The 17,168-nt window shown below is 46.1% G+C and carries 10 protein-coding genes and 1 pseudogene; 10 read left to right on the top strand and 1 reads right to left on the bottom strand.

What is annotated here, in order from left to right; genetic code table 11:
* The first annotated feature begins 15 nt into the window (after positions 1–15).
* The 8 genes and pseudogenes from ABSY64_RS06895 to ABSY64_RS07620 all read left to right on the top strand — a co-directional run.
* The gene (locus tag ABSY64_RS06895) at positions 16–879 is read left to right on the top strand and encodes a transporter substrate-binding domain-containing protein (protein WP_349642352.1); all 864 of its coding nucleotides are present in this window, start codon (positions 16–18) and stop codon (positions 877–879) included.
* A gap of 148 nt (positions 880–1,027) precedes the next feature.
* Positions 1,028–2,674, top strand: coding sequence for a peptide ABC transporter substrate-binding protein (locus tag ABSY64_RS06890; protein ID WP_349642351.1), 1,647 nt, complete (start codon positions 1,028–1,030; stop codon positions 2,672–2,674).
* 11 nt (positions 2,675–2,685) lie between these two features.
* Positions 2,686–3,603 (top strand): ABC transporter permease, encoded by a 918-nt coding sequence (locus ABSY64_RS06885; RefSeq protein WP_349642350.1) that lies wholly within the window; start codon positions 2,686–2,688, stop codon positions 3,601–3,603.
* Between the two features lie 9 nt (positions 3,604–3,612).
* Positions 3,613–4,635 (top strand): ABC transporter permease, encoded by a 1,023-nt coding sequence (locus tag ABSY64_RS06880; RefSeq protein WP_349642349.1) that lies wholly within the window; start codon positions 3,613–3,615, stop codon positions 4,633–4,635.
* Positions 4,636–4,647: 12 nt separating this feature from the next.
* A complete protein-coding gene (locus ABSY64_RS06875) occupies positions 4,648–5,697 on the top strand; it encodes an ABC transporter ATP-binding protein (protein ID WP_349642348.1) in 1,050 nt (349 codons plus the stop codon).
* A gap of 1 nt (position 5,698) precedes the next feature.
* Positions 5,699–6,622 (top strand): ABC transporter ATP-binding protein, encoded by a 924-nt coding sequence (locus tag ABSY64_RS06870; RefSeq protein ID WP_349642347.1) that lies wholly within the window; start codon positions 5,699–5,701, stop codon positions 6,620–6,622.
* 64 nt (positions 6,623–6,686) lie between these two features.
* Complete coding sequence (locus ABSY64_RS06865; RefSeq protein ID WP_349642346.1) at positions 6,687–8,198, top strand: peptide chain release factor 3; 1,512 nt, start codon at positions 6,687–6,689, stop codon at positions 8,196–8,198.
* Positions 8,199–8,373: 175 nt separating this feature from the next.
* A pseudogene (locus ABSY64_RS07620) lies at positions 8,374–8,484 on the top strand (KxYKxGKxW signal peptide domain-containing protein); the annotation flags it as partial.
* Between the two features lie 818 nt (positions 8,485–9,302).
* Here the strand turns inward: ABSY64_RS07620 and ABSY64_RS06860 are convergent.
* Entirely contained in the window at positions 9,303–13,592 is a 4,290-nt protein-coding gene (locus ABSY64_RS06860; RefSeq protein WP_349642345.1) for a hypothetical protein, read from the bottom strand.
* Positions 13,593–13,698: 106 nt separating this feature from the next.
* Between ABSY64_RS06860 and ABSY64_RS06855 the strand changes: the two genes are divergently transcribed.
* Both ABSY64_RS06855 and ABSY64_RS06850 read left to right on the top strand, forming a co-directional pair.
* Positions 13,699–14,070, top strand: coding sequence for a hypothetical protein (locus ABSY64_RS06855; protein WP_349642344.1), 372 nt, complete (start codon positions 13,699–13,701; stop codon positions 14,068–14,070).
* Between the two features lie 239 nt (positions 14,071–14,309).
* A partial coding sequence (locus ABSY64_RS06850) for a KxYKxGKxW signal peptide domain-containing protein (protein ID WP_349642343.1) occupies positions 14,310–17,168 on the top strand: 2,859 nt, incomplete at its 3' end.

The following is a 17,168-nucleotide window of genomic DNA, read 5'->3' as shown; positions in this document are numbered from 1 at the left end:
CGGGAGAGGGAGAGTATGGAAGCAAAAAAGAAAAAGCGTTTTGGTTTAATTGCCGCCGTTGTGACCTTACTATTGTTAATCGGCGCGATTAGCTGGATGTCCTTTGCCGTTACGCAAAATTCAAAGCACCAAGACACGCTTGCTCGTGTTGAATCCCGCGGTAAAATCGTTTGGGGCGTTAAGTCGGACACCAAGTTGTTCGGTTTGATGAACACGAAAACGGGTGAACCGGAAGGTTTTGACATTGATATGGCTAAGGCTTTGACCAAGCAAATTGGTCGCCAGACTGGCAAGAATTTGACTGCTGAAATCAAGCCCATTGCCACGGCATCAAAGATTCAGCAGTTGAAGAACACCAATATTGACGGCAGTATCGCCGTTATGACGATCACGCCTGAACGTGCTAAGATTGTCGATTTTACTCAGCCTTATTTTGACGCTGGGCAATCACTCTTGGTAGCTAAAAACAGTGGGATTACGCGAATTGAAGACATGAATTCGCCTCGCTACACCGTTTTGGTCGTTGTTGGAACGACGGCCGCTAACGAAGTCAAGAAATTTGCGCCAAAGGCTAAGGTTGTGGCCTTGCAGGACTACGCTTCTGCTATGCAGGCTTTGAAGGCCGGCCAGGGACAAGCCTTGTCGACGGATAATGCCATCTTGTATGGTTTGGCCAAGGAAAACCCTGGATATGTCATCACGGGGCCAACCTTCACGCACGGACCGTACGGAATCGCCTTCGATCATAATCAACCTAAGATGGTCAAGCAAACCAACGAAGCTTTGGACACTTTGAAGAAAAATGGTACATACAACCGTTTGATTGAAAAGTGGTTCAAGGGAATTCCTGGTTTGGATTGGCATCAATTAGAGGTCTAAATATTTAAAAAAGCTGACGTTTTGTCGGCTTTTTTATTAAGAAAAGGCTTACATAGATAAGCTTTTCAGATTAATATGAGAAAAATATTTGAATATTAAAAACTAGAGTGATAAAGTTAATTCAACATTAAAAACAAGGGGCCGCATTATGGCGAGATGGAAAAAGATAGCAATTGTAATTATCAGTGCGGGTGCAATTTTCACAATTGGTAAGGCTTGCGGCTGGTGGGGTAAGACCACAGCCAATGACCCCAATACTTTAAGTTACGCCCTGGGCGCTGATATCCAGACGATGGATATGTCGAAGGCGACGGATCAGTACTCCATGTCAATTATGGGAAACACGGAAGCAAACCTGTTGCGGATGAACGCAAAGGGCGAGCCGGAACCTGAACTGGCGAAGAGTGTTGATGTTTCTGCCGATGGTTTGACCTACACGGCCAAGCTTCGACCTAACTTGCGTTGGTCGGATGGTTCTAAGTTGACGGCCCAAGATTTTCTTTACAGTTGGCGTCGTGTTGTTGATCCAAAGACGGCTTCACAGTATGCCTACCTTACTTCCGGTGTAAAGAATGCCGATGACATTGTGGCGGGTAAGAAGCCGGTCAAGTCACTCGGCGTTTCTGTTGATGGTGACACGATTACCTTCAAGTTGGAACATCCAATGCCACAGTTCAAGGACCTTTTGACATTTGGTACTTTCATGCCACAAAAGGAATCCTTTGTTAACAAGCAGGGCAGCAAGTACGGTACGACTTCAGATACGCAGATTTATTCTGGGGCTTACAAGTTCGAAGGTTGGAACGGAACCAACAACCGCTTCAAGATGGTTAAGAATCCTTACTACTGGGATGCTAAAAACGTGAAGACCGAAACCATCAAGTGGCAGGTCGTTAACAAGCCTGAAACCATTGTTCAGCTCTACAAGCGTGGCGTGGTTGATCGTGCTCAGATTTATACTTCTCCAGAAATTTATAAGTCCAATAGTAAAGATAAAGACGTTTCAAACTCACCAATGGCCGCAACGACCTATTTGGAATACAACCAGTCCGGAGCTAACAAGTTCCTTTCAAACACCAAGATTCGTCAAGCTTTGAATCTCTCGACCAACCGTCAGGTCATGGTTGACCAAGCCTCTGGTGGTGCTCGTAAGGTCGCAACTGGCTATGCTCCAACTGGTTTGATGAAGACACCGTCGGGTGAGGATTTGGCGAAGTATGTCAATCCTCACTATGAATACGATGCTGATCAAGCCAAGAAGCTTTTTGCTGAAGGAATGCAAGAACTTGGCCAAAAGCAGATGAAGGTTACGCTTTTGACAGATGCTGATAACCCAATTTCCAAGAACATGGTTGATTATTTGAAGCAGTCTTGGGAATCGAACTTGAAGGGCATTCAGGTTACTGAAAAAATTGTGCCTTTCAAGCAACGTATTCAAGATCAAGCTGCCGGAAACTTCGACATCGTTTTGAACAACTGGACCGGTGACTATCCCGATGGTTCAACCTTCTATGATTTGTTCAAGGGTGTCGATACCGGCCAGAACAACGGTCGCTTTAAGAACCAAACTTATATTGATGCGATTGAAAAGTCCGATACAACGGATGCCAACAATCCTGAAGCTCGCGTGAACGACTTTAAAACAGCCGAAGCTGCTTTGAAGGATCAGGCCAACATTAACCCAATTGCCTTCTGGCCAGGTTATGCTTTGAACCGTAAGAACGTGAAGGGTGTCATCATCAACGCAACTGGAATCCCAATTGACGTTACCCACGCCTACCGGACGGGTAAGTAGGAGGAAAATTCATGGCAAAATACATTTTAAAACGAGTTTTAATCCTGATCTTTACCCTCTGGGTCGTGGTGACGGCAACCTTCTTCATGATGCAAGTCATGCCGGGGACGCCCTTTAACAATCCCAAGTTGACGCCACAGGCCATTGCTCAATTGAAGCAGACTTACGGTTTGAATCAGCCTCTTTGGGAGCAGTACTTCCACTATCTCTGGAATGCTTTGCAAGGCAACTTTGGAACTTCCTACCAGTACCAAAACCAAGCCGTTTCAACCTTGATTGCGCAACGTTTGCCGGTTTCAGCTCAGCTGGGCTTGCAGGCCTTGGTTGTTGGAGTTTTGGCAGGAATTTGGATGGGAGCTGTTTCAGCCCGCCATCACAACCAAAAGGCTGATGGTTTCCTTGGAATTCTTTCCTCACTTGGGATTTCAACACCATCCTTCATTTTGGCCATCTTCTTGCTTTACGTCTTCGGATATAAGTGGCAGTTGATGCCGGTTGCTGGCTGGGGAGATACCTTCTCTGAAACCATCTTGCCAACCATTGCGTTGGCCGTTGGTCCGGCAGCGGTTACAACCCGCTTTGTCCGTTCCGAAATGATTGAATCCTTGCAGTCCGACTACATTTTGTTAGCCCGGGCCAAGGGTTTGAGTGAAACGGAAATTGTGGACCATCACGCTTACCGTAACTCAATGATCCCAGTTTTGACCTTGATTGGCCCTTTGGCCGCTCAACTCTTGACTGGATCGACTTTGGTGGAAAGTATCTTCTCGATTCCTGGAATCGGACAGCAGTTCGTTTCCTCGATTCCAACCAAGGACTATCCCGTTATCATGGGAACGACCATCGTCTATGCTTTGATGCTGATGGTGATGATTTTAATTACTGATGTTTTGACTGCCCTGGTGGACCCTCGCGTCCGCTTGCAATAGGAGGGGAAGATGGATAATCAAGCTGAATTTGCCCTAGTTGGCATTAAAAATAAAGCGGCTGCACAGACCATTTTGAAGCCAACCCTGTCCTTTTGGCAGAGCGTTTGGCGCCGATTGCGGCAAAATAAATTGGCCGTCTTCTCGCTTTTCTTCCTGATTGCGGTTTTGCTCTTCGCTTTGATTTCGACGGCCTTTGTTAGTCAAAATCAAGCCAACCAGTTCGATACCAACCAAGTTAACCGTTACAAGAATTTGCCACCTAATTCTGGTTTGCCAATTCCCGGCTGGAACGGTTACAGCAAGGAGCTCGGCAGCGACAAGAAGGTTGATTTTTACAAGACTAATCACATTAAAGAACATTTCCTTTTCGGAACTGATACGTTAGGCCGTTCATTGGCAAAACGTGTGGTGGTTGGACTGCGAATTTCTTTGTTGGTTGCCATCTCGGCAACGGCGATTGACTTGCTGATTGGGGTTACCTACGGTTTGGTTGCGGGCTGGAAGGGCGGTTGGCTCGACACGGTTATGCAGCGAATCATCGAAGTGATTTCGTCAATTCCAAACCTGGTTGTCGTGACCATGCTGGCTCTTTTGTTAGGATCCGGAATTACCGCCATCATCTTGGCGATTGCTTTGACCAACTGGGTTAACATGGCCCGGCAGGTTCGTAACATGACGCTGACCTTGAAGGAACGTGATTATATTTTGGCAGCTTTGACTTTGGGTGAGCGCCCAAGCAAGATTGCCATCAAGCACTTGATTCCCAACATGGCTGGAACCATTATCGTGCAAATCATGATGACCATTCCTGCAGCTATCATGTTCGAAGCGGTTTTGTCAGCGATTAACTTGGGGGTTAAGGCACCGACAGCTTCGCTGGGATCTTTGATTGCCGATGCTCAGAACATGTTGGAATACTATCCATATCAGATTTTGATTCCAGCTGCGATTTTGATCTTGGTATCGCTCGCCTTCATCCTTTTGGGCGATGGTTTGCGCGATGCCTTTGACCCTAAGGCTGCGGATGAATAATAGAGGTAGCTTATGACTGCGCCAATTCTTGAAGTAAAAAATTTAAAAGTAAACTTTAACACCTATGCCGGCACGGTAAAGGCCATCCGTGACATTTCTTTTGATTTGCAGCCGGGTGAAACCCTGGCCATTGTGGGTGAGTCAGGTTCTGGAAAGTCGGTAACGACTAAGACCCTTTTGGGTTTGAATGCCGAAAACGCCATTATCCCGGATTCTAGCCAATTGATCTTTAAGGGCCAAAACATGTTGGACTTTAAGGAAAAGGACTGGGAAAAGGTTCGTGGTAATGAAATTGCCATGGTTTTCCAGGATCCAATGACGGCTTTGGACCCCACGATGACGATTGGCAAGCAGATTGCCGAACCGATTTTGAAGCACCAAAAGTTGAGTAAGGCCGCCGTACAAAAGCAGGTTTTGGACTTGATGAAGGGTGTCGGGATTCCAAATGCGGAAGCCCACGTTAAGGATTATCCACACCAATGGTCTGGTGGAATGCGTCAGCGTGCTGTTATCGCCATTGCCTTGGCCGCTGACCCTGAAATTTTGATTGCTGACGAACCAACGACTGCGCTGGACGTTACTATTCAAGCTCAGATTTTGAAGATGATGAAGGAACAGCAGCGAAAGGACAATACTTCGATTATCTTCATCACCCACGATTTGGGGGTTGTGGCGGGTGTTGCCGACCGAGTTGCCGTCATGTATGCCGGAAAAATTGTCGAATATGGTAAAGCGGATGAAATTTTCTACAATCCGCGGCATCCTTATACCTGGGGCTTGTTGGATTCGATGCCAACAACCGACACGGAACGCGGCCAATTGCATTCGATTCCGGGAACGCCACCTGATCTTTTGCAGCCGCCGAAGGGGGATGCTTTTGCCAATCGTAACCGCTATGGCCTAGCCATCGACCACGAAAAGCAACCGCCATTCTTTAAGGTGTCCGATAGTCATTATGCAGCCACCTGGTTGCTTGATGAGCGCGCGCCCAAGGTGGAACCACCAGCCCCTATCGTAGAACGTTGGGCCCGCTGGCAAAAATTGCAGGCACAGGAGGGTTAAGATGAGTGATAAGAATCTTGTTCAAATTAAAAATTTATCGCTGACTTTTAACCCTGGTAAGGATAAGGAAGTCAAAGCCTTGGACAACATCACCTTCGATATCAAGGAAGGGGAAGTCTTTGGTTTGGTGGGTGAATCTGGTTCGGGTAAAACCACGCTAGGTCGCACCATCTTGAAGCTCTACGATGCCAGCGATGGTGAGATTGATTTTGATGGCAAAGACGTTCGTAAAATGAAGGGCGGCCAGTTGGCGGACTTCCGCAAGGATTCTCAGATGATTTTCCAGGATCCGCAGGCCTCTTTGAACGGCCGAATGAAGGTCGAAGATATCATCGCCGAAGGTCTGGACATCCATCACATGGTCAAAAACAAGGAAGAACGCCATGCCCGCGTTTTGGAGTTGTTGGATCTTGTTGGTTTGAACCCGGACCACGCCACGCGTTATCCCCACGAATTTTCTGGTGGGCAACGGCAGCGGATTGGAATTGCCCGAGCCTTGGCCGTTGACCCAAAGTTCATCATCGCTGATGAACCCATTTCAGCCTTGGATGTTTCGGTGCAAGCCCAAGTTGTTAATTTAATGAAGGATTTGCAAAAGAAGCACTCGTTGACTTATCTTTTCATCGCCCACGATTTGTCGATGGTTAAGTACATCTCAGATCGAATCGGTGTTTTGCACTGGGGTAAGCTCTTGGAGTTGGGAACGGCCGATCAGGTTTATAACCACCCGCTGCATCCTTATACTAAGTCGCTTTTGTCAGCCATTCCGGTTCCTGATCCGATTGCTGAACGTCAGCAAAAGATCGTGGACTACGATCCTAGCGCTGAAACGGACGGACAGGTCCGCCGAATGGTTGAAATCGAGCCGGGACACTCCGTTCTGGCCACGCCAGCTGAGGCAGAGGCCTACCGTTCACAAGCTTAAATTTAAAGCTCAATTAGCTCTAACCCTAGCGGTTAGGGCTTTTTTAATGTAAAATAAACTCACTATGGAAAACTTTCAAGAAGAACTAAAAAAGCGGCGCACATTTGCCATCATTTCTCACCCCGATGCTGGTAAAACGACTTTGACCGAGCAACTCTTGCTTCATGGAGGAGTTATTCGTGAAGCGGGTACTGTTAAGGGGCGTGGCGCCAAGAAGATGGCCTCATCCGATTGGATGGCCATTGAGCAGCAGCGTGGAATTTCGGTTACTTCATCTGTTTTGCAGTTTGATTATGAAGGCAAGCGCATCAACATTTTGGATACGCCAGGGCACGAAGATTTCTCTGAAGATACCTACCGAACTCTGATGGCCGTCGATTCAGTTGTCATGGTTGTCGATGCCGCCAAGGGTATTGAGCCCCAAACGAAGAAGCTTTTCGAAATTGTTTCGCAGCGTGGGATTCCAATCTTTACCTTCTTTAACAAGATTGATCGTGATGCTCGTTCCCCATTGGACTTGGTCGATGAAATCGAAACGGTTTTGGGCATTCAAGCCTACCCAATGAACTGGCCAATTGGTTCTGGTCAGATTTTGCAGGGGATTTACGACTTGCAAACGGACAAGCTCGACCCATTCAAGAACGCCACGGACCAGCCCGAGGTCATGGAAGAGGGAATGGACGAAATCGAACTTCTCAAAGATGCCGGAAACGAATTTGATGAAGATGCGATTGCTCACGGAAAGTTAACGCCTGTCTTCTTCGGATCTGCCTTGGCCAACTTCGGTGTGACCGAGTTCTTGCGCGAATACTTGAAGTATGCGCCAGCGCCAATGCCAATGAAGACGGTTGATGACCGAGTTATTGAACCGGACGACAAGCAGTTTACTGGTTTCGTCTTTAAAATTCAGGCCAACATGGATCCTCGTCACCGTGATCGCATTGCCTTCGTTCGTATCGTTTCTGGTGAGTTCGAACGCGGCATGGACGTCACCTTGCAGCGTACTGATAAAAAAATGCGCTTGTCCAACGTGACCCAGTTCATGGCTGAAGAACGTGAAAACGTGCAAACAGCTGTGCCGGGCGACATCATCGGTGTTTACGATACTGGTAATTTCCAGATTGGGGATACGATTTTCTCTGGTAAGAAGAGCGTGCAATATCCGGATTTGCCAACCTTTACGCCGGAATACTTCAACAAGGTTATCGCCAAGGATGTCATGAAGCAAAAGTCCTACCACAAGGGAATCACCCAACTGGTTCAGGAAGGTACCATCCAGCTTTATAAGTCATGGACCGGTAACGAATACATTCTTGGAGCCGTCGGACAATTGCAGTTCGAAGTATTCAAGTTCCGAATGGAAAACGAATATAACGTCGAAATCCAATTTGAGCCAATCGGTTCAAAGGTTGCTCGTTGGATTAAGCCTGACCAGCTTGACGAAAAGATGGCTTCATCACGTAACCTCTTGGTACGTGATCGCTATGACCAACCGGTCTTCTTGTTTGAAAACAAGTTCGCTTTGAACTGGTTTAAGGACAAGTATCCCAATGTTGATTTGGAAGCTAAAATGTAATTTAAGCACTAAAAAGGACTCGTCTCGGACGGGTCCTTTTTTTATTAAGAATTCATTAAATTTAATTGACATTACAATCTTTAGAGTGCCATAATGGGATTAACCATGACAATGAGCCTGAATTCGTATTATAACTCCCAGAATTCGACCCGTTTTTTAGAGAGAGGAACAGTCGATGGAAAAACAGTCCAAAACAAATTTTAAAATGTATAAGGCTGGGAAACGCTGGATGGTTGCCGGAATGACAACTATTTTCGCCGTCGCTTTGGGTCAGCAAGGACAAGCACATGCCGACAATCAATCCACGACGACTAGTACCACACCAACCGAATCGCAATCTGTTAATGTAAACGGTCAAAGCAGCGCTGATGAGAAGGCAGCAGCTGCAGCAGACATGGATATTGATGCGACGAGCACAAGTATTGCCGGTCAAAATCAGGTCGGGGATGACCAGGCTAATTCTGAAAACTGTGTCAGTGAAAGTGCCAGTTTATCAACGGATGCAAGCAAAGTTAATTCTGAAAGCCAGAAGTTTTCTTCATATAGTAGTGACGTTAGTTCGACCAGCCAGTCTGACTGCGCCAGTGACAGTGTGAGTCTTTCGACTGACGCAAGCAAAACGAAGTCAGAAAGTCAGAAGTTTTCTTCGGATAACAGCAAGGTTGATTCTACCAGTGCGTCAGACAGCGCATCCGATAGTAAGTCGGAGTCGGAGAGTAAGTCTGCTGCAAACTTGAAGTCAAACTCACTTTCAGTTTCCGTTAGTCAGTCAACTTCAGCATCTGCTTCAAAAAACAATTCGGAGAACTCACAGTTTTCGAAGTCAGCTAGTGCGGTTACTTCGCAAAGTGCCAGCCAATCTGGTTTTGCCAGTGGGGTTAACTCACGGTCAAATGATATTTCCGGCGTAGCTAGTCGAACAAAGTCCTTGAGTAACAAGGTTTCGCAAGCTTTAAGTGGGGTTAATTCCCGTAAGGCTTCTGGTTTAAGCTCCACAAGTCAATCGACTTCAACGAGCTCTTCAGCCAGTGCTAATCTTTCCAAGAGTACTTCGCTTTCCACAGAAAATAGCAAAGTCAACTCGGAAAGTATTTCCGATTCGACTCATAATTCAAACGTTGATTCACAGTCTGACTCAGCATCAAAGGCTGCGAGCCAGATCAATTCAATCAGTAATTCGGTTTCGAAAGATGCAAGCAAGTCTGACAATGAATCGACGAGTGAATCAAAGTCCAGTTCAACTTCAGAATCAATTTCGAAGGCCGCAAGTGAATCGAAGTCTGCTTCAACTTCAACAGAATCAAAGTCTGTAAGCGAGAGTACTTCAACCTCAAAGAGTACTTCAGAGTCAAAGTCAGTCTCTGAATCAACATCGGATAGCAAGTCAGCGAGCGAAAGTGCCTCGATTTCGAAGAGTACTTCTGAGTCAAAGTCCGTGTCAGACTCAACGTCAGATAGAAAGTCAGTTTCCGATTCCGCCTCAACTGGATCAAAGTCGGCCAGTGAAAGTGCGTCAACTTCAAAGAGCACTTCAGTGTCGAAGTCTGTATCTGATTCAATTTCAGAGAGTAAGTCAGTATCTGATTCAGCTTCGACAGAATCAAAATCCGCAAGTGAAAGTGCTTCGACCTCGAAGAGTGCATCTGAATCCAAGTCGGTTTCAGATTCAACATCGGATAGCAAATCAGTCTCTGATTCTGCTTCAACCGAATCGAAGTCAGCGAGCGAAAGTGCCTCGACTTCGAAGAGCACTTCCGAATCTAAGTCAGCATCTGATTCAGTTTCAGATAGTAAGTCAGTTTCCGATTCTGCTTCGACCGAATCCAAGTCAGCGAGCGAAAGTGCCTCGATTTCGAAAAGTTCATCAGATTCCAAGTCAGTTTCTGACTCCGCCTCAACCGAATCAAAATCTGCTAGTGAAAGTGCCTCGACATCAAAGAGCGCCTCTGAGTCAAGATCTGTTTCTGAATCAACATCAGATAGCAAGTCAGCTTCTGATTCAGCTTCAACAGAATCAAAGTCTGTAAGCGAGAGTGCATCAACCTCAAAGAGCGCTTCAGAGTCGAAGTCCGCCTCTGAATCAACATCGGATAGCCAATCAGCTTCCGATTCTGCTTCGACCGAATCAAAGAGCGTAAGCGAGAGTGCTTCGACTTCGAAGAGCACTTCGGAATCGGAGTCTGTATCTGATTCAATTTCAGAGAGTAAGTCGGTTTCTGATTCAGCGTCGACCGAATCAAAGTCAGTTTCAGATTCAACATCAACTTCGAAGAGTGCTTCAGAATCGAAATCTGCATCTGATTCAACATCAGATAGCAAATCAGCCTCTGATTCAGCATCAACTGAGTCTAAGTCAGTGAGCGAAAGTACTTCAACTTCGAAGAGCGCATCCGATTCAAAGTCGGTTTCAGATTCAACTTCAACCTCAACCTCAAAGAGTTCGTCAGAGTCAAAGTCTGCATCTGAATCAACATCGGATAGCAAATCAGCTTCTGACTCTGCTTCAACCGAATCAAAGAGCGCAAGCGAAAGTACTTCGACTTCGAAAAGTGCATCAGATTCCAAGTCGGTTTCAGATTCAACATCAACTTCGAAGAGCACATCAGAATCCAAGTCTGCATCTGATTCAGTTTCGGACAGTAAGTCGGTTTCCGACTCTGCCTCAAGAGAATCGAAGTCAGTAAGTGAAAGTGCTTCAACTTCAAAGAGCACTTCAGAATCGAAGTCCGCATCTGAATCAACATCAGATAGCAAGTCGGCTTCTGATTCAGCTTCAACTGAGTCAAAGTCGGCAAGCGAAAGCACTTCAGCCTCAAAGAGTGCTTCAGATTCTAAGTCCGTTTCCGAATCAACATCATTTTCGAAGAGTGCTTCCGAGTCAAAGTCAGCCTCTGAATCAACGTCAGATAGCAAGTCAGTTTCTGATTCTGCTTCAACCGAATCAAAGTCGGCAAGCGAAAGCACTTCAACCTCGAAGAGCGCATCTGAGTCAAAGTCAGCATCTGAATCAATCTCAGATAGCAAATCAGTTTCTGATTCTACTTCGACCTCGAAGAGTGCATCTGAAGCGAAATCTGCTTCAGAATCAACATCAGACAGCAAGTCAGTCTCCGATTCAGCTTCAACCGAATCTAAGTCAGCAAGTGAAAGCACTTCAACCTCAAAGAGTGTCTCGGATTCTAAGTCGGTCTCGGATTCTAAGTCGGCTTCAGATTCAATTTCAACCTCGAAGAGCGTTTCTGAGTCGAAGTCAGCTTCCGAATCAACATCAAAGAGCACCTCAGATTCAAAGTCAGTTTCGGATTCAACCTCAACGTCAAAGAGTTCTTCAGAATCAAAGTCAGCTTCTGATTCAGTCTCAGATAGCAAATCAACTTCTGACTCCGCTTCAACGGAATCGAAGTCAGCAAGTGAAAGCACTTCAACTTCGAAGAGTACGTCTGAATCGAAATCTGTAAGCGATAGTACTTCAACGTCAAAGAGCGCATCTGAATCAAAGTCAGCTTCTGAATCAACATCAGGCAGCAAGTCAGCCTCTGACTCCGCTTCAACAGAATCCAAGTCGGCAAGCGAAAGCACCTCAACTTCGAAGAGTGCGTCTGAATCGAAATCTGCTTCAGAATCAACGTCAGATAGCAAGTCAGCCTCTGATTCAGCCTCGACCGAATCCAAGTCGGCAAGCGAAAGCACTTCAACCTCGAAGAGCGCCTCTGAGTCCAAGTCGGTTTCAGATTCAACTTCAACCTCAAAGAGTTCGTCAGAGTCGAAGTCAGCTTCTGATTCAGTTTCAGATAGCAAGTCAGCCTCTAATTCAGCTTCAACTGAGTCTAAATCTGTAAGCGAAAGTGCTTCGACCTCGAAGAGTGCTTTTGAATCGAAATCTGCTAGCGAATCTACCTCAACGTCGGAGAGCGCTTCTAAGTCCAAGTCGGCTTCCGAATCAACGTCAGATAGCAAGTCAGCTTCCGATTCTGCTTCGACCGAATCAAAGAGTGCAAGCGAAAGTACTTCAACATCAAAGAGCGCCTCAGATTCCAAGTCAGTTTCGGATTCAACCTCAACATCAAAGAGTTCTTCAGAATCAAAGTCAGCTTCTGAATCAACATCAGACAGCAAGTCAGCCTCTGACTCCGCTTCAACTGAATCGAAGTCGGCCAGCGAGAGCACTTCGACTTCGAAAAGTGCATCAGATTCAAAGTCGGTTTCAGATTCGACCTCAACCTCAAAGAGTACTTCAGAGTCAAAGTCCGCCTCTGAATCAACATCTGACAGTAAATCTGCCTCTGATTCAGCTTCAACGGAATCCAAGTCTGCAAGCGAAAGTACCTCAACCTCGAAGGGTGCCTCTGAATCAAAGTCGGTTTCATATTCGACCTCAACGTCAAAGAGCACTTCTGAGTCAAAGTCTGCATCTGAATCAACGTCAGATAGCAAATCAGTTTCCGATTCTGCTTCAACCGAATCGAAGTCAGTGAGCGAATCCACTTCAACATCAAAGAGTGCTTCAGAGTCAAAGTCTGCATCTGAATCAACATCGGATAGCAAATCAGCTTCTGATTCCGCCTCAACGGAATCCAAGTCCGTAAGTGAAAGTGCTTCAACTTCGAAGAGCACTTCTGAGTCTAAGTCGGCTTCCGAATCAACATCTGACAGTAAATCCGCCTCTGATTCCGCTTCAACGGAATCCAAGTCAGCAAGTGAAAGCACTTCAACTTCAAAGAGTGCGTCTGAATCGAAATCTGCTTCTGAATCAACGTCAGATAGCAAATCAGCTTCCGATTCTGCTTCGACCGAATCAAAGAGCGTAAGCGAAAGTACTTCAATCTCGAAGAGCGCTTCAGATTCCAAGTCAGTTTCGGATTCAACCTCAACATCAAAGAGTTCTTCAGAATCAAAGTCGGTTTCAGATTCAACTTCAACGTCAAAGAGCGCATCTGAATCAACATCAGACAGCAAGTCAGTTTCTGATTCCGCTTCAACTGAATCAAAGTCAGCGAGCGAAAGCACCTCAACTTCGAAGAGCGCATCTGAATCCAAGTCGGTTTCCGATTCAACCTCAACTTCAAAGAGCACTTCAGAATCAAAGTCTGCATCTGAATCAACATCCGACAGCAAGTCAGCCTCCGACTCTGCCTCAACAGAATCGAAGTCAGTAAGTGAAAGTACCTCAACTTCGAAGAGTGCTTCCGAATCCAAGTCAGCATCAGAATCAATTTCTACTTCGGCTTCGGTTTCAAAGAGCACCTCAACGGTAAAGTCGAGATCAGATTCTATTTCGGACAGCAATTCAGCAGCAACTTCAACGTCTGCTTCGACGGTTAAGAGTGCTTCAACGTCAACCTCAAAGTCGACCTCTGAATCAGCATCAAGTTCGAAGTCGACTTCAGAATCCACGAGTTCATCAATCTCAAAATCAACTTCGGAATCAACTTCAACCTCTGTGAGTGATTCAGAATCTGCTTCTAAATCAACCTCCGAGTCATTAGCTGCTTGGGATAATATGCCTGACGGAACCTATAAGTTGGCCTATACCATTACAACGACAAATGATGACTCGACTGACTATCAAGATGCATTCGATGAAGTGGATGCAGATGTTAGTGGTGATCAAGTTAAGGTAACCTTCTACTTTAAGAATTCAGGTATCTATAACATCAGAACTCGTACTACTGATATCGAATTGAATGGTCAAGACGGGGATGGTATGAGTATCTTTGACAATACATTGTCGGTTACGCTATCAAAGGAGGACTTCACAAAGGATATTTCCTTTGTTGCTGCTCATGATGCCGTATTCCACTTCAGGGGAAACTTCGATGTAAGCTCATTCACCAACAAAGACAACGGCGAAACCATCAACGTTCCAAAGTAACCTTAAAAGTACAGTTAGGGTTTCTAATTTAAGCTCTAAATGTCCCATAAATACGGGAAATAGACTCATCGAAAGATGGGTCTATTTTTTGTTATCTGCCGATAGAATTCACTAGCTTTTGTATAAAAACCATGGCATAATGAACCTATTGTTTTTCTTTATTACAAGAATATTACAATTTTGTAAAAATCTTGTTTCAAAGTCTCTTGATTCAGAAAAAGTAAAAGGGGAGAGCCACGATGGAACAAAAATCCAAACTGAATTTTAAGATGTACAAAGCTGGTAAGCAGTGGATGGTAGCTGGAATCACCACTGCCGTCGCAATGGCGATGGGTCAACAGGCCCAAGCACACGCCGATGACACTGCTACGGCTAATTCGGCTGCTAACTCACAGTCCGAATCTCAAACGGCGGTACAAGACAGCCAAAAGTCCGCTGATCAATCGGCCGTTGTTAACGCCAACATGGACCAAGGCAGCGAAAGCACTGCGCTTTCATACAAGCTTGGCGATGATGACGACTGTCCCACTGACAGTTCTGCAATCACGATTGGTGGCAGTACTGCACTTTCATTAAGTACGCAAAACTCAGTCGTAACAAGTAATGTTGGTTCGCTTTCTGACAGCATGTCTGGCAACAGCTCAACGCGACAATCGGGCTCGCAAAGTCAGAGCAAGGCCAACGCTGCGTCTGCTTCACAATCACAAGCGCAAGCCGATTCAGACAGTGCATCACAACAACAGTCACAGTCTGATGCTGCTTCTAAAGCGGATAGTCAATCAAAGGCCGATTCTGAGGCCGCTGTAGCCGAAAACTCTGCTTCAATTTCAAGCAGCCAATCGGTTTCAGCTTCTTTGGCAAACGATGCTTCTTCAAAAAGCAACAGCAGCTCAAACGCAACTAGTGGGGATGGATCGCGTTCTAACACCCTTTCTGACACGGTCAGCCGCACGGCCTCAACCAGCATTGCTGTTTCAGAACAACTTAGTGGCTTGAACTCTCGTCGTGGTTCAAAGACGCAGAGCACCTCAGCATCAACTAGCGCTGAAACTTCAAAGAACGACTCTGCATCAACTGACAGCAGCAAGGTTTCTTCTGAATCAAAGTCAAATGCTGATCTTGCATCCCAAAATGACTCCACGTCAAAGGCCGCAAGTGATTCTCAATCTGCCTCTGAATCACTCTCAAAGTTCGAATCTGAAAGTAAGCTAGCTGCCGATTCAACCAGCAACTCCCTTTCAACGGAGCAGTCTGACAGCACTTCAGCCTCAAATAGTACGGTCGCAAGTGCAGATAGTTCCAAGAGTGGTTCTGGCTCAAAATCTGCTTCAGACAGTACTTCAGCGTCGACTGTCGCCAGCGACTCAGATTCAAAGGCCGATAGTGCCGCTGCATCAACATCTACCAGCCTTTCATCTGTAAAATCTGACTCCGAAAGTAAGCAAGCTTCAGAGTCTCTTTCAGCGAGCCTTTCAAGTTCGAAGGCTGACAGTGAATCAGCTTCAAAGTCTGTTGCAGACAGTCAATCGGCTGCCACCTCAACGAACAAGTCAAACTCAGAATCGCTTTCAACTGTTGATTCCGATAGCGATTCAGCATCTGAATCGACTTCAAAGCAGGTTGCTGAATCAAAATCAGCTGCCGCGTCAACCGCTAAATCGGCTTCAGAAAGCGAATCAGCGGAAGATTCTGAAAGCACAATTGCATCAGATTCAGCTTCAAAGGCAATTGCTGACTCACAATCTGCAGCTGCATCGACTGCTAGTTCGGCATCCGATAGCCAATCAGCCGTGGATTCTGCCAGCGACGAAGCCTCTGCTTCAACCTCAAAGACCCGTGCTGAATCAAAGTCAGCTGCAGCCTCAACTGCAAAGTCAAACTCAGAATCTCAGTCTGCTGCTGATTCAGCTTCGAAGGCTGCCTCAGAATCAAATTCAAAGCAGGTTGCCGACTCAAAGTCAGCCGCAGCTTCAACGATTAGTTCCGCTTCAGACAGCCAGTCAACGGACGACTCTGCTAGTTCTGCGGTTTCAACATCAACATCACAATCAATTGCGGATTCGCTAGCTGGAAACACTTCAACGAATGCCTCTGCTTCCGAATCACTTTCAATCGTTGATTCATTGTCAAAGGTCGCTTCTGCCTCAACCTCAAAGGCGATCGCTGATTCGCAATCAGCTAACGCTTCAACTGCCAAGTCAGTTTCTCAGAGTTTGTCAAATGAAGATGCATCATCAACGAATGCTTCAACTTCAGCTTCACAATCAAAGGCCGACTCATTAGCGGGCAATGACTCAACCAACAAGTCAGCTTCAGCTTCACAGTCAACCGCAGACTCTGAATCGAAGGTGGCTTCTGAATCAGTTTCAAAGTCAATTTCAGACTCAAAGGCTGCTGCCGAATCAAGTAACAAGTCCGCGTCAGAATCACTTTCAAGTGCTGACGCTGCTTCAAACTCTGCAAGTACTGAAGTTTCAACTTCGGCCTCACAATCAAAAGCAGATTCGCTCGCTGGAAATGACTCTGCAACGAAGTCAGCATCTGAATCGCAATCGACTGCAGACTTAGAATCGAAGGCCGCTTCAGAATCAACCTCAAAGTCCGTTGTAGATTCAAAGTCCGCTGCCGAATCGACTAACAAATTGGCATCAGAATCACTTTCAAGTGCCGACGCTGCTTCAAACAGTGCAAGTGCCGAAGTTTCAACTTCAGCTTCTCAGTCAAAGGCCGATTCACTAGCCGGAAATGACTCTGCAACTAAGTCAACATCCGAATCGCAATCAGCTGCTGACTCAGAATCGAAGGCCGCTTCTGAATCAGTTTCAAAGTCAATCTCTGATTCAAGGGCCGCTGCCGAATCAACAAACAAGTCAGCATCTGACTCGCTATCCGGTGCCGACGCTGCTTCAAATTCTGCAAGTGCCGAAGTTTCAACTTCAGCTTCTCAGTCAAAGGCCGATTCACTAGCCGGAAATGACTCTGCAAACAAGTCAGCTTCTGCTTCACAATCAATTGCTGACTCAGAATCAAAGCTTGCTTCAGAATCTCTATCAAAGTCGATCTCAGACTCAAAGGCCGCTGCCGAATCGACTAACAAA

Source organism: Eupransor demetentiae (assembly GCF_963930865.1).
GTDB classification, from domain to species: Bacteria; Bacillota; Bacilli; order Lactobacillales; family Lactobacillaceae; genus Eupransor; species Eupransor demetentiae.
Note: the sequence above shows the minus strand (reverse complement) of the source record. Positions and strands in the feature narration are given on the sequence as shown.

Excerpts from the sequence above, each read along its gene's own strand:
- ABSY64_RS06895 (WP_349642352.1), top strand. The coding sequence starts at position 16 with ATGGAAGCAAAAAAGAAAAAGCGTTTTGGTTTAATTGCCGCCGTTGTG.
- ABSY64_RS06890 (WP_349642351.1), top strand. The coding sequence starts at position 1,028 with ATGGCGAGATGGAAAAAGATAGCAATTGTAATTATCAGTGCGGGTGCA.
- ABSY64_RS06885 (WP_349642350.1), top strand. The coding sequence starts at position 2,686 with ATGGCAAAATACATTTTAAAACGAGTTTTAATCCTGATCTTTACCCTC.
- ABSY64_RS06880 (WP_349642349.1), top strand. The coding sequence starts at position 3,613 with ATGGATAATCAAGCTGAATTTGCCCTAGTTGGCATTAAAAATAAAGCG.
- ABSY64_RS06875 (WP_349642348.1), top strand. The coding sequence starts at position 4,648 with ATGACTGCGCCAATTCTTGAAGTAAAAAATTTAAAAGTAAACTTTAAC.
- ABSY64_RS06870 (WP_349642347.1), top strand. The coding sequence starts at position 5,699 with ATGAGTGATAAGAATCTTGTTCAAATTAAAAATTTATCGCTGACTTTT.
- ABSY64_RS06865 (WP_349642346.1), top strand. The coding sequence starts at position 6,687 with ATGGAAAACTTTCAAGAAGAACTAAAAAAGCGGCGCACATTTGCCATC.
- ABSY64_RS06855 (WP_349642344.1), top strand. The coding sequence starts at position 13,699 with ATGCCTGACGGAACCTATAAGTTGGCCTATACCATTACAACGACAAAT.